At 70.3% G+C, this 25,582-nt stretch carries 18 protein-coding genes and 4 pseudogenes; 2 read left to right on the top strand and 20 right to left on the bottom strand.

Features of this window, described 5'->3' with window-relative positions; all coding sequences use genetic code 11:
• Nucleotides 1-11 precede the first annotated feature (11 nt).
• Together ACFJIX_RS23165 and ACFJIX_RS23160 are read left to right on the top strand one after the other, a co-directional pair.
• Complete coding sequence (locus ACFJIX_RS23165; protein ID WP_377155029.1) at nucleotides 12-773, top strand: FadR/GntR family transcriptional regulator; 762 nt, start codon at nucleotides 12-14, stop codon at nucleotides 771-773.
• A 31-nt stretch (nucleotides 774-804) separates the two neighbouring features.
• Nucleotides 805-1,740 (top strand): LysR family transcriptional regulator, encoded by a 936-nt coding sequence (locus tag ACFJIX_RS23160; RefSeq protein WP_377161912.1) that lies wholly within the window; start codon nucleotides 805-807, stop codon nucleotides 1,738-1,740.
• On the opposite strand, the gene ACFJIX_RS23155 is transcribed toward ACFJIX_RS23160, so the two are convergent.
• The 20 genes and pseudogenes from ACFJIX_RS23155 to ACFJIX_RS23060 all read right to left on the bottom strand — a co-directional run.
• Nucleotides 1,728-1,979, bottom strand: coding sequence for a hypothetical protein (locus ACFJIX_RS23155; protein WP_377155028.1), 252 nt, complete (start codon nucleotides 1,977-1,979; stop codon nucleotides 1,728-1,730). The genes ACFJIX_RS23160 and ACFJIX_RS23155 overlap by 13 nt on opposite strands.
• Before the next feature lie 76 nt (nucleotides 1,980-2,055).
• Nucleotides 2,056-2,754, bottom strand: a pseudogene (locus ACFJIX_RS23150) (family 43 glycosylhydrolase); the annotation flags it as partial.
• A gap of 56 nt (nucleotides 2,755-2,810) precedes the next feature.
• Nucleotides 2,811-3,794 (bottom strand): galactofuranose ABC transporter, permease protein YjfF, encoded by a 984-nt coding sequence (gene yjfF / locus ACFJIX_RS23145; protein WP_377155027.1) that lies wholly within the window; start codon nucleotides 3,792-3,794, stop codon nucleotides 2,811-2,813.
• The gene (locus ACFJIX_RS23140) at nucleotides 3,791-4,816 is read right to left on the bottom strand and encodes an ABC transporter permease (RefSeq protein WP_377161910.1); all 1,026 of its coding nucleotides are present in this window, start codon (nucleotides 4,814-4,816) and stop codon (nucleotides 3,791-3,793) included. The genes yjfF and ACFJIX_RS23140 overlap by 4 nt, the downstream gene beginning before the upstream one ends.
• 10 nt (nucleotides 4,817-4,826) lie before the next feature.
• Nucleotides 4,827-6,354 (bottom strand): annotated as a pseudogene (locus ACFJIX_RS23135) (sugar ABC transporter ATP-binding protein).
• The gene (locus ACFJIX_RS23130; protein WP_377155026.1) at nucleotides 6,354-7,328 is read right to left on the bottom strand and encodes an ABC transporter substrate-binding protein; all 975 of its coding nucleotides are present in this window, start codon (nucleotides 7,326-7,328) and stop codon (nucleotides 6,354-6,356) included. Before ACFJIX_RS23130 ends, ACFJIX_RS23135 begins: the two are co-directional and overlap by 1 nt.
• 242 nt (nucleotides 7,329-7,570) lie before the next feature.
• On the bottom strand, nucleotides 7,571-7,702 hold the full coding sequence (locus ACFJIX_RS23125; RefSeq protein ID WP_377155025.1) for a hypothetical protein: 132 nt from the start codon (nucleotides 7,700-7,702) through the stop codon (nucleotides 7,571-7,573).
• A 2-nt stretch (nucleotides 7,703-7,704) separates the two neighbouring features.
• Complete coding sequence (locus ACFJIX_RS23120; protein WP_377155024.1) at nucleotides 7,705-8,046, bottom strand: transcriptional regulator; 342 nt, start codon at nucleotides 8,044-8,046, stop codon at nucleotides 7,705-7,707.
• Nucleotides 8,047-8,160: 114 nt separating this feature from the next.
• Nucleotides 8,161-8,445, bottom strand: coding sequence for an ATP-binding protein (locus ACFJIX_RS23115; protein WP_377161908.1), 285 nt, complete (start codon nucleotides 8,443-8,445; stop codon nucleotides 8,161-8,163).
• 247 nt (nucleotides 8,446-8,692) lie between these two features.
• Nucleotides 8,693-8,974: pseudogene (locus ACFJIX_RS23110) on the bottom strand (histidine kinase); the annotation flags it as partial.
• Between the two features lie 2,347 nt (nucleotides 8,975-11,321).
• Nucleotides 11,322-11,963: a response regulator gene (locus ACFJIX_RS23105; RefSeq protein WP_377155023.1), complete on the bottom strand. Its 642-nt coding sequence runs from the start codon at nucleotides 11,961-11,963 to the stop codon at nucleotides 11,322-11,324.
• 103 nt (nucleotides 11,964-12,066) lie between these two features.
• Nucleotides 12,067-13,197 (bottom strand): ABC transporter substrate-binding protein, encoded by a 1,131-nt coding sequence (locus ACFJIX_RS23100; protein WP_377155022.1) that lies wholly within the window; start codon nucleotides 13,195-13,197, stop codon nucleotides 12,067-12,069.
• A gap of 28 nt (nucleotides 13,198-13,225) precedes the next feature.
• Nucleotides 13,226-13,588: a hypothetical protein gene (locus ACFJIX_RS23095; RefSeq protein ID WP_377155021.1), complete on the bottom strand. Its 363-nt coding sequence runs from the start codon at nucleotides 13,586-13,588 to the stop codon at nucleotides 13,226-13,228.
• A gap of 652 nt (nucleotides 13,589-14,240) precedes the next feature.
• A complete protein-coding gene (locus ACFJIX_RS23090; RefSeq protein ID WP_377155020.1) occupies nucleotides 14,241-15,797 on the bottom strand; it encodes a methyl-accepting chemotaxis protein in 1,557 nt (518 codons plus the stop codon).
• 249 nt (nucleotides 15,798-16,046) lie between these two features.
• Nucleotides 16,047-18,695, bottom strand: a complete 2,649-nt coding sequence (locus ACFJIX_RS23085) for a beta-L-arabinofuranosidase domain-containing protein (RefSeq protein WP_377155019.1) — start codon at nucleotides 18,693-18,695, stop codon at nucleotides 16,047-16,049.
• A gap of 13 nt (nucleotides 18,696-18,708) precedes the next feature.
• Complete coding sequence (locus ACFJIX_RS23080; RefSeq protein ID WP_377155018.1) at nucleotides 18,709-20,268, bottom strand: glycoside hydrolase family 43 protein; 1,560 nt, start codon at nucleotides 20,266-20,268, stop codon at nucleotides 18,709-18,711.
• Nucleotides 20,269-20,271: 3 nt separating this feature from the next.
• Nucleotides 20,272-21,825 carry an alpha-N-arabinofuranosidase gene (locus ACFJIX_RS23075; protein ID WP_377155017.1) on the bottom strand — a complete coding sequence of 518 codons (1,554 nt, stop codon included), beginning with the start codon at nucleotides 21,823-21,825 and terminating at the stop codon, nucleotides 20,272-20,274.
• Between the two features lie 177 nt (nucleotides 21,826-22,002).
• On the bottom strand, nucleotides 22,003-23,751 hold the full coding sequence (locus tag ACFJIX_RS23070) for an IlvD/Edd family dehydratase (RefSeq protein WP_377155016.1): 1,749 nt from the start codon (nucleotides 23,749-23,751) through the stop codon (nucleotides 22,003-22,005).
• A gap of 267 nt (nucleotides 23,752-24,018) precedes the next feature.
• On the bottom strand, nucleotides 24,019-25,005 hold the full coding sequence (locus ACFJIX_RS23065) for a family 43 glycosylhydrolase (protein ID WP_377155015.1): 987 nt from the start codon (nucleotides 25,003-25,005) through the stop codon (nucleotides 24,019-24,021).
• Between the two features lie 202 nt (nucleotides 25,006-25,207).
• A pseudogene (locus tag ACFJIX_RS23060) lies at nucleotides 25,208-25,579 on the bottom strand (TonB-dependent receptor); the annotation flags it as partial.
• Nucleotides 25,580-25,582: the final 3 nt, after the last annotated feature.

The following is a 25,582-nucleotide window of genomic DNA, read 5'->3' as shown; positions in this document are numbered from 1 at the left end:
TGCCGCCCGATATGAAGACCCGCGCCGACCATTCGACCTACAGCCCGCGCGCGCGCCGCGCCGAGGGCAAGAGCCAGCACGGTCGCATCGTCAGCGAGCTCGGGCTGGCCATCGTCTCGGGCGGACTCGAGCCCGGCGACCGGCTGCCCGGCGAGCAGCAACTGCTCGACCGCTACGAGATCAGCCGTCCCGTGCTGCGCGAGGCGGTGCGCGTGCTGGTGGCCAAGGGACTGGTCGTCTCGCGCCAGCGCGCCGGCGCGATCGTGCGGCCGCGCAACGAGTGGCACCTGCTCGATCCGGACGTCCTCTACTGGCTGATCCAGTCCAAGCCCCAGCAGGAGTTCCTGAACACCCTCATGGAGGTGAGGCGCGTCTTCGAGCCGGCCGCCGCCGCGCTGGCCGCCAAGGCCGCGACCTCCGACCAGCTGCATCGCATCGAGGAGGCGTTCGACGGCATGGCCGCGGCGACCGACACCGAGCAGCTGCTCGAGCCCGACCTGGCGTTCCACCGCCACATCGCCGAGGCCACCAACAACGACCTGATGGCCTACATCGGCAACATGCTGTCGCTCGCGCTGCGGGAGTCGATCCTGCTGAGCAGCCAGCTGCCCAACACCCACGCCTTGTCGCTGCCCCGCCACGAGGCGATCCTGACGGCGATCCGCAACCGCGACCCGCTGGGCGCGCGGCAGGCGACGCTGGTCCAGTTGCAGGAGACCGGCGACGACCTGAGCAACGTGCTGTCCGCCAAGGGCATCGTGGATCTCGCCTGAGCGAACCTGGACCCGATGGACGACGCCCCCAATCCCAAACTGGTTCCTGCGCGCGCGGCTGAAGACGCGGCAGCTGCTGCTGCTCATCGCGCTGGACGAGCACCGCAACATCCACCGCGCCTCCGAGGCGCTGTGCATGACCCAGCCCGCGGCGTCCAAGCAGCTCAAGGACCTCGAGGACATGCTCGAGGTCCGGCTCTTCGAACGCCTGCCCCGCGGCATGGAGCCCACGCTGTTCGGCGAGACCATGATCCGTCATGCCCGCATGGCGCTGACCAGCCTGGCGGCCGCGCACGAAGACATCGTCGCGCTGAAGAAGGGACTGACGGGCCAGGTCGAGGTCGGCGTCATCATGACGCCGGGCATGTCGCTGCTGCCGCGCGCGATCGCGCGCGTGAAGGCCAGCGCGCCGCTGCTGCGCATCGGCGTGCAGCTGGAGACGAGCAAGGTGCTGCTCGATCAGCTGCAGCGCGGCACGCTGGACTTCATGATCGGGCGCATCCTGGAGGAAGACAGCGGCGCCGGCCTGCAGTACGAGGAACTCAGCGGCGAACCCGCCTGCGCGGTGGCGCGCCTGGGACATCCGCTGCTGAGCCGCGACGACCTGACCCTGTCGGACCTCGCGACGCAGGCGTGGATCCTGCCGCCGCCGGGCAGCGTGCTGCGACACCGCTGGGAGCAGATGTTCCGTCGCGCGGCCATCGATCCGCCGGCCAACGCCGTCGACACGACGGCGCTGCTGGTGATCACCGCGCTGCTGCAGCAGACGGACTCGCTGCATGTGATGCCGGCCGAGGTCGCGCGCTATTACGCGTCCCTGCGGGCGCTGGCGATCCTGCCGATCGAGCTGCCGTGCAGCATGGACCCGTTCGGCATCATCACGCGCGAAGGTCACCTGCTGTCGCCGGGCGCGCGGGCGCTGCTGCGGGAGGTGCAGGGCGTGGCGAAGGAGCTCTACAAGGACTGAGCGGCGCCGGGCCGGGACGGGCCCTGGCAGCCGGGCGACGGGTTCGGTGCGGGCCCGGCGTCGGTCTGCGGCACGAAGCGGATCGTGCCGTCGGGGGCGTAGTGCAGCTCCTCGATCGCGACCGAACGGCGGAACTCCCCGCCGCCGGGCAGCTTGGCGTTGTGATACGCGATGTAGCTCCTGCCGTTGAAGTCGAAGATCGCCTGATGGATGGTCGGCGTCTTCTCGTTCCTGGCCATGATCACGCCGCGCGGCGTCCACGGACCGGTCGGTCCGGGTCCGGGTCATGTAGGCCGTCTCCTCGGGGAAGTGCTGCGAGTAGGACAGGTAGTAGGTCGCGCCGTGCTTGTGCAGGTAGGGCGCCTCGGTGAAGTCCTTGACCGGCACGGCCGTGATCGGGCCCGCGAGCGCCGTCATCGACGGCTTCAGCGGCGCGTACTCGAGCACGGTGTTGCCGAAGTAGAGGTAGGCCTGGCCGTCGTCGTCGACGAAGACCGCGGGGTCGATGTCGTCCCAGGCGATGTCGGTCTGCCGGGTCATGTCGTTGGTGATCAGCGCCGAGCCGCGCGCGTCCTTGAACGGACCGGTGGGGCTGTCGGCGCTCGCCACGCCGACCGCGAAGCCGGGAATCGTCGCGTGCTCGACCGTCGTGTAGAAGAAGTAGGTCGCCTTGCCGTCGACGACGCGCCTGGCGATGTCCGACGCCCAGGCCCGGCCCTTGGCCCATCGGAAATCCACGGCCTTCATCACCGCGCCGTGGTCGGTCCACGTCGCCAGATCGCAGCTCGAGTAGACGCGCCATTCGTTCATGACGAAGTCCTTGCCGTCCGGCGCGGCCTCGTCGTGGCCGACGTAGAGATAGACGCGGCCGTTGTCCACCAGCACGGCGGGGTCGGCCGTGTAGAGCCGCGGGAAGAGCGGGTTGGCGGCCTGCGCCGGGACGGCCAGCGCGAGCACGGCCGCCGCCGTGGCAGCGAGGGTGGCGCGCAGGGATCGGATCTGGAAGCGGAGCATGGGCGCGTGGGCAGTGAAGGGACGAGGGCGGGGAAGCGGGGAAGCGGTGAATGGGCTCAGACCGGCGCGGCGGGACGCGCCAGCAGCCGTTGCACGACGCAGAAGACGAACAGCAGCGCGCCGATGACGATCTTGGTCCACCACGAGCTGAGCGTTCCGTCGAAGGCGATCAGCGTCTGGATCACGCCCAGCACCAGCACGCCGGACAGCGCCCCGGCGACGTAGCCGTAGCCGCCGCTGAGCATGGTGCCGCCGATGACGACGGCGGCGATCGCGTCGAGTTCGGCCCCCTGCGCATGCAGGCCGTAGCCGCTGAGCATGTAGAACGCGAAGAGCAGGCCGGCCAGCGCGGCGCAGAAGCCGCTGAGGCCGTAGACCGTCAGCTTGGTGCGACCGACCGGCAGTCCCATCATCAGCGCCGACTGCTCGTTGCCGCCGAGCGCGTAGACCGCGCGCCCGAAGGCGCTGCGGTGCGCGAGCCAGATGCCCGCGACCAGCACCGCGACGGCGATGGCGGCGCTCGGCGAGACGAAGCCGCCGGGCACGCGCCACTGGGTCTGCGAGACGGCGACGAAGGTCGGATCCTCGATGGTGATCGAGTCGATGCTCACCAGGTAGCACAGGCCGCGCGCGAGGAACATGCCGGCGAGCGTGACGATGAAGGGCTGCAGCTTGAAGCCGTGGATCAGCGCGCCCTGCAGGACGCCGAAGGCCGCACCGCCGCCCAGGACCAGCGCGATCACGGCCCAGGCGGGCCAGTGCGCGTGGTGCAGCAGCCAGGCGGCGACCGTCGTGGCCAGCGCCAGCACCGCGCCGACGGACAGGTCGATGCCGCCCGACAGGATGACCAGGCTCATGCCCACGGCGAGCACCAGCAGGTAGGCGTTGTCGATGACCAGGTTGAGCATCACCTGCGGCGAGGCGAAGCCGGTGTAGTGCGCGCCGCCCGCCGCGATCAGCGCGAGCAGCAGCACGACCGTGATCTGGGCGCTGAACGCCGGGTGCCGCAGCCAGCGGTGGAAGAGGGCAGGTGGGTTCATCGGGCGGGCCCTCGCAGGCGGCGCAGCATCGGGCGGAGTTCGCTCGACTGCAGGATGCAGAGGATGAAGACGACGACGGCCTTGACGACCATGTTGACCTCCGGCGGGACGCCGAGCGAGTAGATCGTCGTGGTCAGCGTCTGGATGATCAGCGCGCCGACCAGCGCGCCGGCGAGGTGGTACTTGCCGCCCGCCAGCGAGGCGCCGCCCAGCGTCACGGCCAGGATGGCGTCGAGCTCCAGCAGCAGCCCCGCGTTGTTGGCGTCGGCGCTCCGGATGTTGGAGGCGATCATCAGGCCGGCCAGGCCGGCGCAGGCGGCGGCGAAGACATAGGTGCCGAAGATCAGCGTCGCGGTGCGCAGGCCCGTCAGGCGCGACGCGACCGGATTCAAGCCCACGGCCTGGATGAACAGGCCCAGCGCGGTCCTGCGCAGCAGCGCGGAGGTGGCCAGCGCCAGCACGGCGACGATCCACAGCGACACCGGCAGGCCGAGCAGGTAGCCGCCGCCCAGGACGAAGAAGTCCTCGCGATAGACGGTGAGGATCTGGCCGTCCGACAGCAGCTGCGCCAGCCCGCGACCGGCGACCATGAGGATCAGCGTCGCGATGATCGGCTGCAGCTTCAGTCCCGCGACCAGCGCGCCGTTCCAGACGCCGCACAGCAGCGCGGCGCCGAGCGCGCCGGCATACGCGACGGCCAGCGGCTGGTCCGCGGCCACCAGCGACGCGGCCACCGTCGCGGCGATGGCGACGACCGCGCCGATGGACACGTCGATGCCGCGGGTCGCGATCACCAGGCTCATGCCCAGCGCCGCCAGCATCAGCGGCGCCGCGCGGTTCAGGATGTCGATCAAGGGGCCGTACAGATGACCGCCCTTGATCTCCAGGTGCCAGAAGCCGGGGAGGAAGATCACGTCGAGCAGCAGCAGGACCGCGAGCGCGGCGACCGGGCGCAGCAGCGGATGCTCGACGAAGAGCGCCAGACGGGCGCGCCGCTTCGGCGCCTCCGCGGCGCCGCGCAGGGGAAGGGTCTCAATCACGGGCGGGTCTCTCACCGGCAATTACTTCCAGCACGGAGCGTTCGTCGAGCGCTCCGCGCGCGTAGGTGCCCACGGCCCGGCGGTCGCGCAGCACGACGATGCGGTCGCTGCAGCGCAGGACCTCGGGCAGCTCGGAGGAGATGAAGAGCACCGCCATGCGCCGGTCGTTCGCGTCGCCTTCGGCGCACAGCCGTCGGACCTCGTCCATGATCTCCTCCTTCGCGCGGACATCGATGCCGCGCGTCGGCTCGTCCAGGATCAGCAGGCCCGGCTGCGTCAGCAGCCAGCGCGCCAGCAGCGCCTTCTGCTGGTTGCCGCCCGAGAGCAGGCCGATGGGCGTCTCGATGTCCGGCGTCTTGATGCCGAGGCGGCGCACATAGTCGTCCGCGATGGCCTGCTGACGCTTCAGCGCGATCGCGCGCCACCAGCCCTGGCGCGCCTGCAGCGCGAGCACGATGTTCTCCCGCACCGACAGCGCGAGGATCGCGCCCTCGAGCTTGCGATCCTCGGAGCAGAACGCCAGGCCCTTCGCGATCGCCTGGCGCGGCGAGGCGAAGCGCTGCCGGTGCCCGTCGACCTCGATGTCGCCGGCATCGGCGGCGTCGGCGCCGAAGAGCAGGCGCGCGGTCTCCGTGCGGCCGGAGCCTAGCAGTCCACACAGGCCCAGGACCTCGCCGCGGCGGATCTCCAGGTCGAGCGGCTGCAACGCGCCGCGCCGGGCGAGGCCGTGCGTGGTCAGCGCGGGTTCGGTGGTCTCGGGCGCAGGCCGGCGGCGGTGTCGAGGATGCGACGTTCGGGCCGACCATCTTGTGGACCAGCGCCAGCCGGCCGAGTTCCCCGGCCGGATATTCGCCTTCGGTGCAGCCGTTGCGCATGACGGTGATGCGGTCGGAGACGGCGTAGACCTGATCGAGGAAATGCGTGACGAAGAGGATGGCCAGGCCTTGCCCGCGCAGTCGCCGCATCACGCGGAACAGGTGCTGGACGGCGGCTTCGTCGAGGCTGGAGGTGGGCTCGTCGAGGATCAGCACCCGCGCCGAGATGTTGAGCGCCCGCGCGATCGCCACCATCTGCTGGACGGACAGCGAGCAGCGGGCGAGCGGCGCGTCGACGTCGAGGTCGAGCTCCAGTTCGGCGAGCAGTTGACGCGACCGCGCGCGCATGCGCCTCCAGTCGATCTGGCCCCAGCGGCGCGGGTAGCGGCCGATGAAGAGGTTCTCGGCCACCGACAGGTTGGGCACGAGGTTGACCTCCTGGTAGACCGTGCTGATCCCGAGGGCCTGCGCGTCGGCGGTGGAGCGCGGCGCGATGGGCCGGCCCGCCAGCTCGATGACGCCGGCGTCGGGCGCGTACAGGCCGGTGAGGACCTTGATGAGCGTCGACTTGCCGGCGCCGTTCTGGCCCATGAGGGCGTGGATCTCGCCGCCGAAGAGCCGCAGTCCGACGCCCGACAGCGCCCGCACGCCGGGGAAGCCCTTGTCGATGCCGCTCAGCGACAGCAGCGGTGCCTGGGCGTCCATCAGTACTTGCGGTTGGGGAGTTCCTTGGCCGCGACGTCGGCGGTGAAGACGCCTTCCTCGGTCGTGATGCGACGGGCGACGGACTTGCCGGCGACGACGTCCTTGGCCAGCTGCATCAGCTGCGGGCCGAGCATCGGGTTGCACTCCACGGTGACGTTGAGCTTGCCCGCGGCCATGGCCTGGAAGGCGCCGCGCACGCCGTCGATGGAGACGATGGCGATGTCCTTCGCGGGCTTGAGGCCGGCCTCCTCGATCGCCTGGATGGCGCCGATGGCCATGTCGTCGTTGTGCGCGAACAGGACGTGGATCTTCTTGTCCTTCGCCTTCAGGAAGGCTTCCATGACCTCCTTGCCCTTGGCGCGGGTGAAGTCGCCGGACTGCGAGCGGACGATCTTCAGCCGGGGCTCGGACGCGAGGATTTCCTCGAAGCCGCGCTTGCGGTCGAGCGCCGGCGCCGAGCCGACGGTGCCCTGGAGTTCGACGATGTTGACGTCGCCGGCCGGAGCGTTCTTCCTGGCCCAGTCGACGAGCCAGCGTCCGGCCTTGCGGCCCTCCTCGACGAAGTCGGAGCCGATGAAGGTGACGTAGAGGGACGGGTCGCTGACCTTGACCGCGCGGTCGGTGAGGATGACGGGGATCCGGGCGTTCTTCGCCTCACGCAGGACGGTGTCCCAGCCGGACTCGACCACCGGCGAGAACGCGATCACGTCGACGCGCTGCGCGATGAAGCTGCGGATGGCCTTGACCTGGTTCTCCTGCTTCTGCTGGGCGTCGGCGAACTTGAGCGTGATGCCGGCCTGCTTGGCCGCGTCCTTGATCGAGTTGCTGTTGGCGGTGCGCCATTCGCTTTCCGCGCCGACCTGGGAGAAGCCAATGACGAGCGGCTTGTCGGCGGCGAAGGCGGCGGTGCCGGCCAGGCCCAGGCCCGGACCGAGCGCGGCCAGGGCCAGCAGATGACGACGGGTCGTCTTCATGTTCGTTGTCTCCTCGTTGGTGTTGGTGTGGAGGTCGCGTCCAGCGGCGACGCGCCTCGTGAGGTGACAGCGATCGTAGGGAGGGCAGGGATGCCGGACCAATCACATTTCTCGCGCGGGCGATGTCCTGATCGATATCGCGGGCCTGATGGACCCATCAGGGGCCCATCGGGGGCCCATCAAAGGTCTTGCGGGGCCATCCGGGGCCCTCGGGGGCCCTCGGGGGCCGTCCCCGCGCCGGCTCAGCGCAGCAGGTCGATGCCGGGGTCCAGCGGCGCGACGAAACGGTAGCCGACGCGGTGATAGGTCCGGATGATCTCGCAGTGATCCGCCATGGCGCCTTGCAGCACCGCGCGGACACGGGCGATCGCCATCGTCAGCGCCGCGGGCTGCACGGCCTGGTCGCCCAGACCGCGTCGAGCAGTTCGTCGGCGGAGACCACCCGGCCGCGGTGCTCGATCAGGTGGGCCAGCAGATCGAAGGGGCGGGGCTGCAGATAGCGGGGTTCGCCGCCGACGACGATCTCGCGGCACGCCGGCCGCACGACGCACGCGCCGAAACGCCAGCAACTGTCGGAGAACTCGGTCGTCGCCCACGCATCGCGGCGCGCCAGGGGGTCGAGATCCCCATCGAGGCCGAGTTGGAGTTCGAGTTCAAGTTCGATGTCGACTTCGGCCAGGGGGCCGGGGATGACATGCGGTGGCGCGGCGATGAGCATCAGGCCCTCCTGTAGGTGCACTACGACAATGTAGGTGAAACTCTACAGGACGTTTGCGCAAACGGGCGTGACATCCTTCACGTTTGCGGCCCGGGTTGTCATGGATCCCCTACATCAGGGCGGCGGCACCGGAGGCGCCCCGGGAACGACGTTCAACTCGACCGTCGTCCCCTGGCCCGGCGCCGAGAGGACACGCAGGCTGCCGGCCAGCAGGCGCGCGCGCTCTTCCATCCCGAGCAGGCCATAACCGGCGGACCGGCTCGCCGGGGAGAAGCCGCGGCCGTCGTCGCGCACCGTCAGCGTCCATTGGGCGTCGTGACAGGCCAGCTTCACGACGACATGGGAGGCCTCGGCGTGCCGTCGCACGTTGTTGAGCGACTCCTGCACGATGCGGAACATCAGGGTGCCGGCCTCGGCGCTCAACTGGTTCGCCTCGACGGGGATCGAGACCGCGCAGGGCAGGCCGGTGTCGCGGATGAACGCCGAGGCCAGCCAGCGCAGCGCCGCTTCCAGCCCGCCGTCGAGCGCCGGCGGGCGCAGCTGCGACACCACGCTGCGCACGGTGGCCACGAGCCTGTCGACGCGCTCGTGCAACAGGTCCAACTGTTCGGTGCCGGGCGCCGTGCCGGGGCGCGGCGGCCGCCTTCGCGGCCCGTGCCCGCATGACGGAGATCTCCAGGCGCAAGGCCGCCAATTGCTGGCCCAGCTCGTCGTGCAGTTCCCGGGAGACCCGCTTGCGTTCGTCCTCGAGCGCCAGCGCGTTGTACTCGCTCAGGCGATGCAGCGCGGCCTGGGACGCTTCCAGTTCGGCCGTCCTCGCCTCGATGGCCCGTTCGAGTTCGCGCCGTCGCGCGCGGGCGCGGCGCTGCGTCCAGACCGCCTGCAGCCAGTACAGGGCCGCGAGCGCGGCCGCATACCCCAGCCGCATGCCCGTGGTGTCCCACCAGGGCGGCGCCACCTCGACGGGCACGCTCAGCGACGGCCCCGGCGGCTCGAGCGGGACGCGGCCGCCGGCACGCATCTCCAGCACGTGCCGTCCGGTGTCCAGCGCGCCGACTTCGATCGACGCGCCTTCGGCGACGCGCCACGGGGTGTCGGCCGAGAGGCGGTACTCGACCCGCTGGGCGCGAGCGAGCGAGAAGGCCGGCGTGCCCAGCGTGATGCGCAACTGGCGATCGCTCCAGGGCACGGGGTCGCGCGGAGCGGCATCGAAGCGCAGGGTGCCGAACTCCAGCAAGTCCGCGCGCAGCACGGCCGGCACGGGGGGCGGGCGCCGGTTCCCGTACACCCGGGTGAGCCCGGCACTCGTGCCGATCCAGGCGTCTCCAGCGGCGTCGACCAGGAAGCTCCCGCTGTTGGTGTCGTTCCACACCAGTCCCGTGTCGCGGTCCATCATCTCCCGCCAGGCGCCCTGGCCGTCGAAGAGGAAAACGCCCCGGTCCGTCCCCAGCCAGAGCCCGTCGTCCGGTCCCCGGCCCAGCCACATCGGGGCGGTCTGGCCGAGCGAGGCCCTCGACACGCGCTGGCGCAGTCGTGCCTCGGATCCGGACAGCGCGTAGGCAGCGAGGCCCGCGTCGTCCGTCATCCACAGCACCCCGTCCGGGAGCAGCACCTGGGAGATGCCCTTGACGAGCGCCCCCTGCTCGTCGCGCAGCGGCACCCAGCCGGTGCCTTCGGCGCGGAAGGGGTTCCAGCGCGCATTGACGAACCAGTCGACGGCCCCGTCGCTGAAGACCTCGATGGGCGGGCTGCCGCCCGGAACCCCTGTCGCGACCGGTTGTCTGCGCACGCCGGCACCCAAAGGCACCAGCCGCTCGACGCGCTCGTCGCTGGCGACGTAGACGGTCCCGGCGTGGCCCTGGAACAGCGCCAGCAGCGAGGGGTCGCTGAGGACCCGGCGCGCGGCCGTGCCGCCGGCCTTGACCGTCATCAACTGCCCGTTGTCCATCCACCAGAGGTCGCCCGCCGCGTCGATCGCGGCGCCGGACGGCACGTCGTCGCCCGTCGCGAGCGTCGTCCGGATCGGCCGGAACCGGCGCGCGGCGGCATCGAACCAGGCCGGGCCCTGGCGGGTGAAGGCCCAGATGCGGCCACTGCCGTCCTGGAGCAGGTTGAACACGACGCTCGAGGGAAGGCCGGAGGCGCGCGTCCAATGGTCGACTTCGCCATAGCCGATCCATCGATGGATGCCCTGGCCGGAGGCGCCCAGCCAGAGGGCGCCGCCGGCGTCGAAGAGCAGGACGCGCATCGCCGCGTCGGGCAGTCCGTCCTCGTGCGTCCATTCCTGCCACGCGGCGCCGTCCCAGCGCGCGAGGCCGCGGTCGGTGGCCGTGACGATCCGCCCCCGCGGATCCTCCGCGATGGGGTTGGACGCCTCCCAGAGGCGGTTCGGCGGCGGCGCGGCGACGACCTCGAAGCGTTGCCCGCCCGGCGCCAGGCGGGCGAGGTGCTTGCGGCCGCGCGCCCAGAGACTGCCGTCGCGGCCGACGAACAGCGTCGACCAGGCCTCCGGCGGCAATCCCTGGCCGGCCGACCACTGCGTGACCGTCGGCTGCCGGCGGTCCCAGGAGCACAGGCCCTCGCCGCAGCCGAACCACAGGCTGCCGCCGCGCAGCCGCAGCGGGCTGGAATCCACATACGGCGTGCCGCGCGCCCGCACATGGGCGGCGACGGGCAACTCCTGGACCCGTATCGGGCCTGCCTGACGCTCGTCGACCGTGGCGGTCCAGTACCGGTGGTCGCGATCGAAGGCGACCAGCATGCCGTGCTCGTCCACGTCGAACTGCTGGTCCAGGACGACGTCGATCGTCTTGCCGTCGGGCCGCAGGACCTCGACCCAGCGCGGCGTGCCGCCGCCTTCGCCGTCGGCGGCGTCACCGGCCGGCTGGCGGACGAACAGCCCCCGGTCGGTGGTCAGCCACAGGCGGCCGCGAGGGTCGACGCGTCCGCCCCACACGATGGTGCCCACGGAGCCGGGCAGCGGCTCGGCGCGCACCCGGAAGCCATCGAAGCGGAACAGCCCGTTCTCCGTGCAGATCCACAGGATCGAACGCTGATCCCGTGTCAGGCAGGTGGGCGTGAGATTCAGCAGCCCCTCGCGCTCCTGGTAGGACGCGAGCACGATGTGCTCAGCAGCCCGTCCGGGCCGCGGCGCCAGGGCCAGCAGCGCGAGGAGCGCCAGCAGCGACAGTCGCCAGACCCGCGCCAGTCGCGCCAGTCGTGCAAGTGTGAGTCGTGTGGCTCCGGCCCCGAGGGACCGGCGGACGCGCCGTCCGTCAGTCCACGATGCCATGGCGCACGGCATAGCGCACGAGGTCGCTCAGCGAGGCCTGGCCCAGCTTGTCCATCAGGCGCGTCTTGTACGTGCTCACGGTGTTCGGCGCCACGCTCAGGTCGGCGGCGGTGTCGACCAGCGATTTCCCGCGCACCAGCGCGACGAGCACCTGCCGCTCCCGCGGCGAGAGCGAGTCGAGGGGTTCCGGCGTCCTGGGCTGCGGCCGGATCAACGCGGCGCTGAGCGAGGGATCCACGTAGGAGCGGCCGGCCGCGACCTGATGCATCGCGTCGATCAGCAGCTCGGTGGAGATGTCCTTCGTCAGGTAGCCGCCCGCGCCGGCTTCCAGCGCGCGCCGGGCGATGTGGGGATCGGCGTGCATCGTCAGGACCAGCACCGGCAGGTCGGGATGCGCCCGGTGGACGCGCTCGATCAGGTCGACGTCGTTGCAGCCGGGCATCAGCAGGTCGAGCAGCAGCAGGTCGATGCCGCCCTGCGCCAGGCGCTCCAGCACCTGGGTGGCCGAGGCGGCCTCGCCGGCCAGCGCGATGCCGTCGTCGAGTTCCAGGACCTTGCGCAGGCCTTCGCGCACCAGCGCATGATCGTCCGCGATCAGGACGCGGATCCTGTCGCCGGCGCTCATCGCGCCCGCCGGTGGCCGGCGACGGGCGCCGCCGGACTGGCGGTGACGGGACGGGGAGCGGTGGGCATGCGGCGGGCGTGGCAGGGATGTGTGAGGGACATGGTCAGTGCAGGAACTTGCCTCCGGGACCGATCATTGTCATCTCAACGCGGTGACTGCCGCTGTGATCGGTGGCCGAGTAGGAAATCCTGGGGCCGCCGGCGTCCCAGCCCTGCATCGATTCCAGCGCGGCGATCAGCCTGGCGCGGGTGGGATCGCGGCCGGCGCGCCGCAGGCCTTCGGTGAAGACCTTGGCCGCCAGGTAGCCCTCCATCGAGCCGAAGCTGCGATGCGGCACGCCGGCGCGCTGCATCGCCTGGTTGTACTCGCGCTGCAGCGGCGTGCCTTCGCTCCAGGGGAAGGGCACGACCTCGGAGACCCACACGCCGCTGCCTTCGCCGCCGAGCTCGTCGGCCAGCGACTTGCCGCCGACGTAGGAGGTCGCGACGAACTGGCCGGCGTAGCCCAGCTTCTTCATCGCCTTCACGAGGGCCGCGCTGGAGGTGTACGAGGCGATCAGGATCACCGCCTGCGGCCTGGCCGCGAGCAGGGCGCGGGCGGCGTCGGCGACGTCCGTGGCGTCGCGCTCGACCGTGGCCAGGGCCGCGACCTTGAAGCCGCGCTTGTCCTGCGCCTTCGTCACGGCCTCCAGGCCGGCCTTGCCGTAGGCATCGTTCTGGTGGAACACGGCGATCTGGCGCAGGCTGCTGACCGCCAGCTGCTCGACGATGTAGTCGGCCTCCTCGTGGTAGCCGGCGCGGATGTGGAACACCAGCCGGTTGAGCGGCGTGCGCAGCGCGTCGGCGCCGGTGGACGGCGCGAACAGCGGCACGCCCTCCGCCACGGCCACCGGCACCGCGGCCAGCGTGGTCCCGGTGCCGACGGTGCCGAACAGCGCGAAGACGCCGTCCTGCTCGATCAGTTCCTTGGCGAACTTCGCGGTCTCCGCGGGGACGTAGCGGTCGTCGCGGGTGCGCAGCTCGACACGGTGGCCGTTGACGCCGCCGCGCTCGTTGAGCGCCTGGAAGTAGGTGCGGGCGCCGAGGTTGAACTCCTCGGCCAGCTTGACCGAGGGGCCGCTGAACGGCGCGACCTGACCGAGCAGGAGGGTGCCGGTGACCGGCGGGTCGGCCGCGAAGGCGGGCACGAGGGTGATCGCGGCCAGGAGCCCGCAGAGTGCGCGAAGCGATTGCATGGCGTTCTTCCGGTTGAGCGGGGGCAGGTCACACCATGAGGGCGCGTTCGATGTCGGTCAGCTTGTAGCGGGCCAGGGCGAGGTTGCTCTTGTTCTTGTCCAGCACCAGGTAGAGGAACAGCCCGGCGTTGCTGGTCACGAGGCGGATCAGATGGTATTGGTCGGTCAGCGTGATCAGGATGTCCTCGATGCCCTTGCGCAGGCCCAGCGCCTCCATCGTCTGCAGCTTGGCGCGCACGACCTGCGTGTTGCCGGCCGCGGCCAGGTCCAGGTTCATGGCGGTGCCGGCCTGGGCCAGGCACATGCCGCTGCGGAAGTCCACGAGGGCGGCCGCGAGGGCGCCGTCGATCGTCATGGCCGTGCTCATCGACTGCTTGAGATTGGTGCTCATCGGTGTTCTCAGGTTCTCGGCGGGGGGGGGAAGGGGTCAGGCCTTGCGTGCCGGACCCTGGGGGGAGTTCTTCGATCAGGACGAACCACAGCGTCTCCGGGCTGCTGTCGGGCAGACGATGGAGGCGCGCCACGGGATCGTCCGGCGCGACCAGGGATTGCATCGCCAGCTCTTCGACGATGGCGCTGGGCATGACGAGCACGCGGATGCGCGGCACCCCCGCGGCGACGGCCTGCCGGAAGATCGCCCTGGCCGCCTGGACCGAGCCGGGGCCGAGCAGCAGGATGAGCAGGACGGGGCTGTCGTCCAGGGTCAGGTGCTCGCCGTGCGGCGGGGGCCGCCACCAGTCCAGGACCGGGGCGCCGGGATCCGCGCTCAGGGCGATGGACCGACGCGGCCCGGTGGTCGACGGCGACGTCCGGACCTGACCGATCGCCTGCTCGCCCAGCCGCGTCGTCAGGTCGACGACGCACACCCCGGATCTACTCATCGTTCATCTCTGTCTGCCTTGAACCAGATTCTTTCGGACCTCCCGGTCGCTGTCGTCACTGATTCATCACCCGGATCGAACCGACGACCCGGGGGCATTGGAGGGTGAGACTTTTCGCACGTCCTCCGTCGTCGAGCCAGCGTGGCCGACGTCGGTGGATGATCAGCCCGCGGCGCCCAGCTTGAACGCCCCGACGACCTCGGTGAGGCGCCGCGCCTGCTGACTCAGGCTGTCCGCTGCCGCGGCCGATTCCTCGACCAGCGCGGCGTTCTGCTGGGTCACCTGGTCGAGCACGTTGACGGCCTTGCTCACCTCGCCGATCCCCAGGCTCTGCTGGCCCGTCGCGGTGTCGATTTCGGCGATCAACAGGGCCACCTCCCGGATCTGGCGCACGATCTCGTCCATGGTGCTTCCCGCGCCTTCGACGAGTCGCGATCCGGTCTCGACGCGCCCGACGTTCTCGCCGATCAGGACGCGGATCTCCTTGGCGGCCGTTCCCGCCCGCTGGGCCAGGGTGCGGACCTCGCTGGCGACCACCGCGAAACCCCGTCCCTGCTCGCCCGCGCGCGCCGCCTCCACCGCCGCGTTCAGCGCCAGGATGTTGGTCTGGAACGCGATGCCGTCGATGACGCCGGTGATGTCGGCGATCTTGCGGGCGCTCGCGCTGATGTCGCCCATCGTCGCGACGATCTCGGTCATGGTGGCGCCGCCCCGGCTGGCCACGATGCTGGCGGACTCGGCCAGGGTCGTCGCGCTGCGCGCGGAGTCGGCGCTGCGTTGCGCGGTCGCCGCCACTTCCTCCATGGCCGAGGCCGTCTGCTCGAGGCTGGACGCCTGCTCCTCCGTGCGCTGCGACAGGTCGGCGCTGCCGGTCGCGATCTGATGCGAGCCCGTGGCGATCGAGTCGCTGCTCAGCCGCACCTGCCCGACGATGCCGATGAGGCTCTCGTTCATCGACTTGAGTGCCGCCAGCAACTGAGCGGTCTCGTCGCGGCCGCGCACCTCGATGGACGCGGAGAGGTCACCGGCGGCCACGGTCTCGGCGACACGGACCGCGTCGGCGATCGGCCGCGTGATCGAGCGCGTCAGCAGATACGCGATCACCACCGCCAGCAGCACGGCGATCACCGACAGCAGCGCCATCAGCGTCCTGGCGCTGCGGGCCAGCGCCGTGGTCTGCGCGCCGAACTCCTCTATGCTGTCCGCCTGCGACTTCGAGAAGGCCTCGACCGCCGTCAGATAGACGTTCTGCAGCGGCAGGATGTCCGACACGAGTCGTTGGCGACCCTCGTCGATCTTTCCCGCCTTCACCAGATCGATCAGCTGGAGTTCCTTTTCCTTGAACCTGGCGCGGCTCTCGACCAGTTGATCGAGGGCCGCCTTGCCACGCTCGCTGTGCACCGTCGCGGTCAGTTGTTCGACCGCGCGCGCGACGACGGGCAGCGAGGTCTCCAGCTTGGCAATCTCCCGCTCGGCCATCGCGTGATCGGACACGATGAGCGCCGTCCGCATCGCGCGGAGCTGGTTGTTCACCTCGTTCTCGACCGTCTGGGCCAGTTTCACCTTGACGAAGCGGTCATGGAGGATGGTCTCGGCGTTGTGGTCGATGGCGCTGATCTTGGTGACGCCGATCACGGCCAGGATGACAAGCAGCGCGATCACGGCCGCAAAGCCCACGGTCAGGCGGACGCCGATCTTCAGGTTGGAGATAGCAGTCACGATGAACTCCCTCTGGTGCCATGTGTGGACAGGATGATCGCCTCGAATGGGCCGTCGCGCGACGCGAAGATTGAGGGATCCGTCTCTTGGAGGGAACAAGGGCGCAGCTCCACCGTCGTTGCAGCGACGATGACCCGATGGGTCGACCGCGCCCGGCTGTCGTTGGGGACGCTCGGCGACCTGGTCCCGGCAAGGGTCGCCGTCATGCAATGACAGGTCGCCACCAGACAACCAGGACTCCGACGCGTTCTAGTCCCGATCCGGATCGGAGGCCTTCAACAGCCTCAGGTCGTATACCCCGCCCGCGATCGAGCCGGGCGAGGCGACGAGCCTGACCCGCAGCGATCCGTCCGCCGGCCGGGGCCAGTCGGCCGGCAGCGCGAAGTCGCGGGTGTAGATCTCCTCGCCGGGTGGCAGGGCGGACGAACGCAGCGTCAGCTCGGCCAGCTCACGATCATTGACCTGAAGGGCAAACCGCCGCCCGTCGTCGAGCGCGGAGAACGCCAGCCGCAAGACCTGACCCTCCCGCTTCGGATCGCTGAGGCGAACACTGAACCACGCGGTCGCGTGACGCCAGCGGCGGCCCTTGTGGAGGCCGGTGTCGACGCCTTCGCCCGCGAAGCCGTGATCGCTCTCGGGCTGCTGCTCGCCGGGGGCGACGGCGTCGACGGTGCGGGCTTGCAGCGCGAGGCGCTCGCGCTCGTCCCGGGCGAGCCGGTCGCGGCGGCTTCTGGCCTCGGCCGGCGTGCTGTACGGCCAGTACACGACATACCGCGTGTCGTGCAGGCGGAAGAAGGGCTCCAGCACCAGGTCCTTCACCGAGGCGCCGTCCGGCCCTTGTGGCAGGGATCCGGCGCTGAAGGTCAGCGGGCGTCCGGGCACCGGCGCGAGCCGATCGCCGAAGTCCGGCGCGGCACTCACGAAGAGCGGCGCCTGCGACAGCGGCACGACCGCGCCCTGCGCGATGTGGTCCATGCGGGCCTCGCCCGCGCGGAAGACGAGCCGCTCGCCCGCGATCGGGCGCGTGCGGGCCGCGAGGACGATCGGTCCCCGCAGCACCGCGACGTAATCCGTGCGCGTGGGCATCGGCTCCAGCGTCGTGCGCATCGGCAGGCGCAGGTCGACGACGTCGCCGGCGCGCCAGTCCCGCGTGATCGTGAGGTATCCGCCCGGGCGCGCATCGTCGGCGGACAGCGCGATCGGCCGGCCGTTGAGCTTCACGCGCAGCGCGCCCGGCGCGAGCCAGCCGGGATGGCGGATCTTCAATGCGAAACGCCGCGATGCGGGCACCTCGGCCGCGCCGGTGGTGCGCGCCTCGGCATCGCCGCCAACGACACCGCCAACGACGCCGTCGGCGGGAACGACGGCGTCGATGCGCAGGCGCGTCGCCCCCTCGTCGGGGAATCGGGTGTGCTGGCTCAGGCGCAGGCCCTGTTCGCGCCAGTCCAGCGAGGAGGAAACGAAGAGATTGACGAACAGCGCCGGAACGTCGCCCGTGTCCTCCACGCGCGAGTAGACGAACTGACCATGCCGCGCATGGCTCTCCAGGCCGGACCCGACGCAGCACCACATGCCCAGGTGGACCTGCGAATAGACCCGGTAGTGGTTCGGCCGCATCGGCGTGAAGTACACGAAGCCGCCCGACGGATGCTGCGACGCCAGGATGTGATTGAACAGCGCGCGCTCGTAGTAGTCCGCGTACCGGGCCCGCTCGCGATCGTCGGCGGCATGCGCATGCAGCAGCTCGGTCAGCTTGAGCATGTTGTAGGTGTTGCAGGTCTCGGGACCTTCCACCTCGTCGAGCATGGGTTGGAAGTCCTCCAGCGCGTGGAAATGCTCTTTCACGCTGTTGCCGCCGGTCGCGACGCTGCGACGCTCGCGCACCGTGTGCCAGAAGAATCGCGCGGGGTCGAGCCAGTCGCCGTCCGCCGCGGCATCGCCGCCTGCGCGCGGGCCGCCCGGCATCGTGGCCCGCAGCTCGGCGATCCGTGCAAAGCCGATGACCTTGGGAATCTGCGTGTTGGCATGCAGGCCCGTCAGCGCGTCGCGCCGCTCACGCAGCGGGTCGAGAACCGCCCGGTGCGAGAAGCGTTCGGCCAGGCGCAGGAAGCGGGCGTCGCCGGTCATCGCGGCCACGTCGGCCAGGATCTCGTTCATGCCGCCGTGCTCGGCGCGCATCATGTCCTGCAGCTGCGCATCGCTCAGCGGCTCGAGCAGCGTCAGCGCCCAGGCGCCGAGGTCGATCAGCATCACGCGCGCCAGCGCTTCCCCGGTCAGGACCCACGCATCGCGCAGCCCGGCGAAGGTCTTGTGCAGGTTGTACCAGGGCACCCAGCGCCCATTGACGGAGAAGCTGTCGACCTTCAGCTCGCCGCGCGCGATCTCGCGCCAGGCGAGCTTGCCGTCGGGGATCCCGCCGAGGTAGCCGTCGCCGTGGGCGAGCTGGCAGTGGCGCAGGGCGGCCAGCACCTGCCGCAGGCGGGCGCGCACCGCGTCGTCACCCGTGCCGGCGGCCATCATCGCCAGGGCCGACACGTAGTGCCCGCCCATGTGGCCGTCCAGCCCGCTGCTCTCCCAGTTGCCGTAGGACGGCTTGGGCAGCGGCAGGCCGGCCTCGCGGCGGAACGGCGCGAGCAGCCGGTCCGGATCGAGCGCCATCAGGTAGCGCAGGTCGGTGCGTTGCGCGTCGAGGCAGGGCCCGTCGAGCAGACGCACCCGCGACAACGGAAAGCGCGAGACCGCGCCGGCCCCAGCTCGGGCAGGATTTGTCGGCGACGGGTCGGCGGGCGCGGCGGCGGACTCGCCCGCCAACAGCGCGCCGAAGGCCGGCCCACAGACCGTCCCGACCGAGGCGGCCGCGGTGCCGCACAGGCACCGTCGGAGGAAGTCGCGGCGCATCAGCCGGGCCCTGTCAGTCGCCCGTGCGCGCGGCCCACAGCGACACGCCGCCGCTCGACTGCGCCGTGAAGGTCACGACGAAGGCGCCCGCCTTGGTGTTCCATTGCCGGGACAGGACGCCGGCGAAGGTGCCGCCCGCCGTGCCACTGCCGTTCAAGACCACCGACACGCGGTTGTTGCCCTGGTGCGTCCAGGTCCCCGTCGCGCCGCCGCTGACCGTGCCGTCGCCCGCGAGCCGGATCGCGACCGACGTCTTCGACGTGGCCGTGATGTCCAACCCGTGATTGATCAGCTGGTAGCCGCCGACAGCGTCCGCGGCGCCCACCGTGGCCGTCACCGCCGGCACCGCCAGCGACAGCGGCGCGTAGCGGAACGGCGCGGCGACCAGCCAGTCGTCGGCGTTCAGGAACATCTCGTGGACGCGGACCTGGTGCAGCTCGCCGGTGCCGGGGAAACGCGTGTGGAAGATCAGGAAGAACTGGCCCGTGGCCGCGTCGAGGTAGGCCGAGTTGTGCCCCGGCGAGACATAACCGGGCGCCGTCCCCGTCTCGCCGCTCGCCAGCGCCCATTGATGGCCGCCCATCAGCTTCTGGCCGTGCGGCGTGATGCTCGCGTCGTCGAACAGCGTGCCGGCGGCGCCCTTGACGGTGGCCATGTCGGTGCCGCGGCCGTCGACGTACGGGCCGTCCGGAAGGCGCGAGCGGGACACTCGGAGGTTGTAGCCGCCGTTGGCGTCGAGCCCGCCGAAGCTGCAGAACAGGTAGTAGTACTGCGACGCCGGGCTGTAGAGCACGTAGGCGCCCTCGATGCGCGCGTGGTTGCCGCCCATCAGGTGCTTGCCGTAGCCCTGGCCCGCGAGCGGCAGGCCGCTCGTCCTGTCGAGCTCGAGGATGAACAGCCCGCCCGAGTACGAGCCGTAGACCATCCACAGCCGCCCGGCGGCGTCCTTGAAGACCTGCGGATCGACGACGTTCGGATGTACCGTCGCGTCGTAGATCGTGCCGTCCTCGCTGGGCAGGCCCCATTGACCGGACTTCAGCAGGATCTGCTGGTTCACGTAGGGGCCCTGGACCGCGTCGGCGATCGCCACGCCCAGCGCCGAGCGCGGCGAGTCGCCCTTGCAGGCGCAGTAGTACATGCGGTACTTGCCGTCGTCGAGCCGCGCGACATCCGGCGCCCACAGGTCGGTGACCTGCGCCCACGCGAAGGTGTCGGCCAGCGCGGTCGTGACCTGGTTGAACAGCGGGTTGGCGTTGTTCACGCCGTCGGCCACGCTCGTCCAGTTCATGAGGTCCGAGGTCTTCGCCGCGCCGAGGTGCGAGCCGAAGATGTAGAAGCTGCCGTCGGCGCGAATCACAGACGGGTCGTGCACCGAGACCTCCGTGAAGAGAACCGGCGTCTGCGTGGGGGCAGGCGGTGCGGGCGGCGGCGGTGGCGGCGGAACCGCAGGGCCCGGTGCCGGGGCGGCGGGACTCGCGTCCGCGCCGGACGAGCCGCCCCCGCCGCAGCCCGTGAGGACGAGGGCCGCCGCGCCGCCCTGCGCGAGCAGGGTGCGTCGGGTGAGGTCGCTCATGGATCAGCCCTCCAGCGACACGACGACGATGGACTTCGGCGGCAGCGGCAGGCTCAGCCGGCCGTCCTTGGCCTGCGCCTCATAAGCCTTGGGCTTGACCGCGTCCGGCCTGGCGAAGCTGTTCTCGGCGTCCATCGCGTCGGCGCTCAGCACCTGGCCGACCGCGCGTCGCGCCGCGGCGCCTTGCACGGCGAGCGTCACCGTCTGCGCCTCGCGCGGATTCACGTTGATCAGCGCCAGGTACAGCCGGCCGTCCTTGCCGCGCGCCGCCGAGGCGCTCACCGCCGGCATGGCCTTGCCGGCCAGCGCGTACTCGGGATTGCCGCCCAGCGTCACGGGCAGCGCGGTCGCGTCCTGGAAGGGCGTGTACAGCGCGAAGGCGTGATACGTCGGCGTCAGCACCATGCGGGTCTTGTCCGTCAGGATCATCGCCTGCAGCACGTTGACCATCTGCGCGATGTTGGTGATGTGCACGCGGTCCGCATGCCGGTGGAACATGTGGAAGTGCAGGGCGGCCAGCACCGCGTCGCGCAGCGTGTTGCGCTGGACGAGGAAGCCCGGGTTCGTGCCCGGCTCCGGGTCATACCAGCTGCCCCATTCGTCCAGGTAGAGCCCGAGGCGCTTCTGCGGGTCGTTCCTGTCCAGCACGGCGATGTTGGCGGCGACGGTCTTCTCGAAGTCCTGCGTGTAGGACAGCAGCGAGAGCCACTGGTCCTCCTTGAAGCCGGCGGCCGGGCCCTTGCCCTCCCACTGGCCGGTGGGGAAGACGTAGTAGTGGTGGCCGATCGCGTCGAAGTTGAACTTGATGTTCTGCGTGCTCAGCACCTCGGTCCACCGCGTGTCGTTGGCGTTGCCGCCGCTGGCGATGAACTTGGGCCGGTTGTTCTCGGGCGTCTTCAGGAAGGTGGCGACCTGCCGGTACTGGTTGACGTAGTACTCGGGCGTCATGTTGCCGCCGCAGCCCCAGGCCTCGTTGCCCACGGCGAAGTAGTCCACCTTGAAGGGCTTGTCGCGGCCGTTCCTGCGGCGTTCCTGCGCCAGCGTGGAGTTGCCCTCGGCCGTCATGTACTCCAGCCACTCGGCCATCTCGCGCGCGCTGCCGGTGCCCAGGTTGCCGTTGACGTAGGCCTTGGCGCCGAGCTGCTCGACCAGGTCGAAGAACTCGTGCGTGCCGACGGCGTTGTTCTCGGCCACGCCGCCCCAGTGCGTGTTGACCTTCACCGGCCGCTTGCCGCGCGGGCCGATGCCTTCGCGCCAGTGGTACTCGTCGGCGAAGCAACCGCCGGGCCAGCGCACCAGCGGCACGTGCAGCGCCTTGAGCGCGCCCACCACGTCCTTGCGCCAGCCGCGCACGTTGGGGATCTTCGAGTCGGGACCGACCCACATCCCCTCGTAGATGCCGGTGCCGAGGTGCTCGGCGAACTGGCCGTAGACCTCGGGATGGATGCGCGGTCCGGGCTTGTCCGCGTCGATGCTCAGCGTCACGTCGGCCGCCTGCGCGGCGCCCGCGAGCAGCGCGCCCGCGATCAGGCCGCAGGCCTTGTTCTTCATGCTCATGTTTGTCTCCTGTTGTCGTTGTCGTGGCCGGCCTGTGGGGCGGCGTCTGCCGTCCCGTCGTCCCGCCGTCGCAGACTTGCGGGCTTGCGGCCGTCTGGTGTCGTCTCGTCTCCGGGCGCTCGCCCGCTCAAACGACGAAGGACCGTCGCCGGTCCTTCGCTTGTCCTCGATGCGCGCTCAGTGCGAGTGCCGGGGCACCGCGGAACCGCGGCTGCCGCGCAGGAAGTCGAAGTCGCAGCCCTCGTCGGCCTGCAGCACGTGCTGGACGTAGAGCTTGCGGTAGCCGCTCTGGTCCGCGGGATCGGGCGTCTGCTTCGCGGCCCAGTCGGCCAGGCGGGTCGCCAGCTCCTCGTCGCCGATGTCCAGATGCAGCCGGTTGGCGGCGCAGTCCAGCTCGATCCAGTCGCCCTCGCGCACCACCGCCAGCGGTCCGCCGGCCTTGGCTTCCGGCGCGACGTGCAGCACCACGGTGCCGTAGGCGGTGCCGCTCATGCGGGCGTCGGAGATCCGGACCATGTCCTTGATGCCGCGCGCCAGCAGCTTGGGCGGCAGGCCCATGTTGCCGACCTCGGCCATGCCGGGGTAGCCGCGGGGGCCGCAGTTCTTCATGACGAGGATCGAATCGGCGTCGACCTCCAGGTCCGGATCCATGATCCGCCGCTTGTAGTCGTCGAAGTCCTCGAAGACGACGGCGCGACCGCGATGCTGCATCAGCGCGGGCGTCGCCGCCGAGGGCTTGAGCACCGCGCCGCGCGGCGCCAGGTTGCCGCGCAGCACGCAGATGCCGCCGTCCTCGATCAGCGGCCGGTCGATCGGGCGGATGACCTCCTCGTCATGGATGGGCGCGTCGTGGCAGTTCTGCCAGAGGGTGCGGCCGTTGACGGTCAGCGCGTCCTTGTGCGGCAGCAGCCCGTGGTCGCCGAGCCGGCGCAGCACGCCCGGCAGGCCGCCGGCGTAATAGAACTCCTCCATCAGGAAGCGGCCCGAGGGCAGCAGGTCCACCAGCGTCGGCGTGCCGCGGCCGATGGTGGTCCAGTCCTCGAGCTCGAGCGGCACGCCGATGCGGCCGGCGATCGCCTTCAGGTGGATCACCGCGTTGGTCGAGCCGCCGATCGCGGCATTGGTCCGGATGGCGTTCTCGAAGGCCTCGCGGGTCAGGATCCGGGACAGCTTCAGGTCCTCCCAGACCATGTCCACGATGCGCATGCCGGAGAGATGCGCCAGCACGTAGCGGCGCGAGTCGACCGCCGGGATCGCGGCGTTGTGCGGCAGCGAGGTGCCCAGCGACTCGGCCATGCAGGCCATCGTGGAGGCCGTGCCCATGGTGTTGCAGGTGCCCGCCGAGCGCGAGTGGCCCGCCTCGGCACCGATGAACTCGTGCATCGAGATCTCGCCGGCCTTGACCTGCTCGTGCAGTTGCCAGACGGCGGTGCCCGAGCCGATGTTCTTGCCGTTGAGCTTGCCGTTGAGCATCGGCCCGCCAGTCACGACGATGGTCGGCAGGTCCACGCTGGCCGCGCCCATCAGCAGGGCAGGGGTGGTCTTGTCGCAGCCGACCAGCAGCACGACGGCATCCATCGGATTGCCGCGGATCGATTCCTCGACGTCCATGCTGGCGAGGTTGCGCGTGAGCATGGCGGTGGGGCGCAGGTTGGACTCGCCGTTGGAGAACACCGGGAACTCCACCGGGAAGCCGCCAGCCTCCAGGATGCCGCGCTTGACGTGCTCGGCCAGCTTGCGGAAATGCGCGTTGCACGGGGTCAGTTCCGACCACGTGTTGCAGATGCCGATGATCGGTTTCCCCTCAAATTCATGGTCCGGGATGCCCTGGTTCTTCATCCAGGACCGGTACATGAACCCGTTCTTGTCCTGTGTTCCGAACCACTCGGCGGAACGCAGCTTGATCTTCTTCCTGGCCTCGGTCATTGCAGTGTTCTGTGATGTCTCCGTTGCACGATGCTAGGGAGATGGGTGATTCGGATCCAATCAAAACTTCCATGGTTTCGATGTCAAGATCGGTATCTGATTTTGGGGTTCGGCTGTCCTTCTTCGGCTGTCCTTCTTTGTCCGTCCTTCTTCGGCCGGGGGCGTTGGCCGCCATGGCGTGGGGCCCCGGCGGCAAGCGCCGAAACCCCACGCCATGCCGTCCCCCACCAGCGCCGTACTTCCACGGTTCTGCCACCGAGGACGCCGTCAGGTGGCCAGGCCGGCGTCGCCGAAACGTGGCATGCCGTCGGAGGTCCATGCCAGGCGTTTGACGAAGGTGTGGCGGTCGGGGTTCCAGAGCGGATCGCCGACGATCTCGGTGTAGGTGCGGGCGTGATAGACGAGCAGGACCGTCTCGCCGTCCTCGTCCAGCGCGAAGCTGTTGTGCCCGGGGCCGAAAACCGACTGCGTTGCGCTGGTCGTCAGCACCGGCCGGCGCGACTTGATCCAGCTCGCCGGGTCCATCGGATCGGACGATTCGTCCATCCACAGCAGCCCCATCGCGTAGTTCTCGTCCGTGGCGCTGGCCGAGTAGCTGATGAAGACCTTGCCATGGCGCCTCAGCACCGAAGGCCCCTCGTTGACCAGGAAGCCGCGGCATTCCCAGTCGAACTCCGGACGACTGAGCATCACCGGCGCCCCGGCGAGCTGCCAGGGCGTGCGCATCGGCGCGATGTACAGGTTGGAATTGCCGGGGACGGCCAGGTCCTTCTGCGCCCACAGGTAGTACAGCCGTCCCTGGTGCTCGAACGTCGTCGCGTCCAGGCAGAAGGTATCCATCCCGCTGTCGACCTGGCCGAGGAATTCCCAGGTGCCCGTCATCGGGTCCGCCGAGGTGGTCCGCAGCGCATACATGCGGTGCTGGAACAGGCCGTCGACGATCTCCCGGCTCGGCGCCGCGGCGAAGTACACGTACCAGGCGCCTTGCCGGAAGTGCAGCTCCGGCGCCCAGATCAGCGCCGACCACGGCCCGGTGTCCGGCTTGCGCCAGATCACGCGGGGCTCGGCCTGGGGCAGGTCGCCCCAGCGGTCGGCGGCGCGCAGCTCGATGTGGTCGTAGGCCGGCACCGAGGCGGTGAAGAAATAGCGCGCCCGGCCCGCGTCGTCGACGTGACGGGTGAGGTGGGGATCCGCCCGCTGAAGGATCAGCGGGGTCAGGACTTGCGCCGCGGGCGCGTCGGTGGTGCCGGTCATCGGTACGGGGGAGCTGCGAGGTCGTCGGCGGGCGGGATCAGAGCTTCCAGCGCAGGCCCAGGGCCACCGTGCGGTCGTAGTAGCGCACGTCACGCACCAGCGACGGGTCCTTGTCGAAGTAGTCGTGATAGGCCTGGTTCAGCAGGTTGGTCACGTCCAGGGACACCGTCATCTGCCGGGTCACGTCGTAGCCCAGCGACAGGTCCAGCGTCTTGAGCGGCGCCACCCACAGCGCGTGCTGCGTGCTGCGGTACGGGAACTCGGCCAGGAACTTGTCGCGCCAGTTGTAGGCCAGGCGGGCGTAGATGCCGTTGCGCTCGTACATGCCCACCAGGTTGTAGGCCTTCTTCGACTGGCCGAGGAAGGGGCCGTCGGTACCGTCCGGCTGGGTCTGCTTGCCGGTCATGAAGGTGAAGTTGGCTTCCATGCCGAAGCCGCCCAGCCAGCCCGGCAGGAAGTCGTAGAACTGGCGGTAGCTCAGCTCGTAGCCGTGCAGGTTGGCGCGGGTGACGTTGACCGGCTGCGTCACGTTGTAGGGGACGCCGTTGATCGTGGTCTGCGTCGTCTGCGTCATGAC

Source organism: Roseateles sp. UC29_93, assembly GCF_042695725.1.
GTDB classification, from domain to species: Bacteria; Pseudomonadota; Gammaproteobacteria; order Burkholderiales; family Burkholderiaceae_C; genus Roseateles; species Roseateles noduli_A.
This window is presented reverse-complemented; position numbering and strand designations above follow the sequence as displayed.

What these genes read in the sequence shown, in the direction of transcription:
- ACFJIX_RS23165 (WP_377155029.1), top strand. Translation starts at nt 12, where the DNA reads ATGAAGACCCGCGCCGACCATTCGACCTACAGCCCGCGCGCGCGCCGC.
- ACFJIX_RS23155 (WP_377155028.1), bottom strand. Translation starts at nt 1,979, where the DNA reads ATGGCCAGGAACGAGAAGACGCCGACCATCCATCAGGCGATCTTCGAC.
- yjfF (WP_377155027.1), bottom strand. Translation starts at nt 3,794, where the DNA reads ATGAACCCACCTGCCCTCTTCCACCGCTGGCTGCGGCACCCGGCGTTC.
- ACFJIX_RS23130 (WP_377155026.1), bottom strand. Translation starts at nt 7,328, where the DNA reads ATGAAGACGACCCGTCGTCATCTGCTGGCCCTGGCCGCGCTCGGTCCG.
- ACFJIX_RS23125 (WP_377155025.1), bottom strand. Translation starts at nt 7,702, where the DNA reads ATGGCGATCGCCCGTGTCCGCGCGGTGCTGCAAGGCGCCATGGCGGAT.
- ACFJIX_RS23120 (WP_377155024.1), bottom strand. Translation starts at nt 8,046, where the DNA reads ATGCTCATCGCCGCGCCACCGCATGTCATCCCCGGCCCCCTGGCCGAA.
- ACFJIX_RS23115 (WP_377161908.1), bottom strand. Translation starts at nt 8,445, where the DNA reads ATGTTCCGCATCGTGCAGGAGTCGCTCAACAACGTGCGACGGCACGCC.
- ACFJIX_RS23105 (WP_377155023.1), bottom strand. Translation starts at nt 11,963, where the DNA reads ATGAGCGCCGGCGACAGGATCCGCGTCCTGATCGCGGACGATCATGCG.
- ACFJIX_RS23100 (WP_377155022.1), bottom strand. Translation starts at nt 13,197, where the DNA reads ATGCAATCGCTTCGCGCACTCTGCGGGCTCCTGGCCGCGATCACCCTC.
- ACFJIX_RS23095 (WP_377155021.1), bottom strand. Translation starts at nt 13,588, where the DNA reads ATGAGCACCAATCTCAAGCAGTCGATGAGCACGGCCATGACGATCGAC.
- ACFJIX_RS23085 (WP_377155019.1), bottom strand. Translation starts at nt 18,695, where the DNA reads ATGCGCCGCGACTTCCTCCGACGGTGCCTGTGCGGCACCGCGGCCGCC.
- ACFJIX_RS23080 (WP_377155018.1), bottom strand. Translation starts at nt 20,268, where the DNA reads ATGAGCGACCTCACCCGACGCACCCTGCTCGCGCAGGGCGGCGCGGCG.
- ACFJIX_RS23075 (WP_377155017.1), bottom strand. Translation starts at nt 21,825, where the DNA reads ATGAGCATGAAGAACAAGGCCTGCGGCCTGATCGCGGGCGCGCTGCTC.
- ACFJIX_RS23070 (WP_377155016.1), bottom strand. Translation starts at nt 23,751, where the DNA reads ATGACCGAGGCCAGGAAGAAGATCAAGCTGCGTTCCGCCGAGTGGTTC.
- ACFJIX_RS23065 (WP_377155015.1), bottom strand. Translation starts at nt 25,005, where the DNA reads ATGACCGGCACCACCGACGCGCCCGCGGCGCAAGTCCTGACCCCGCTG.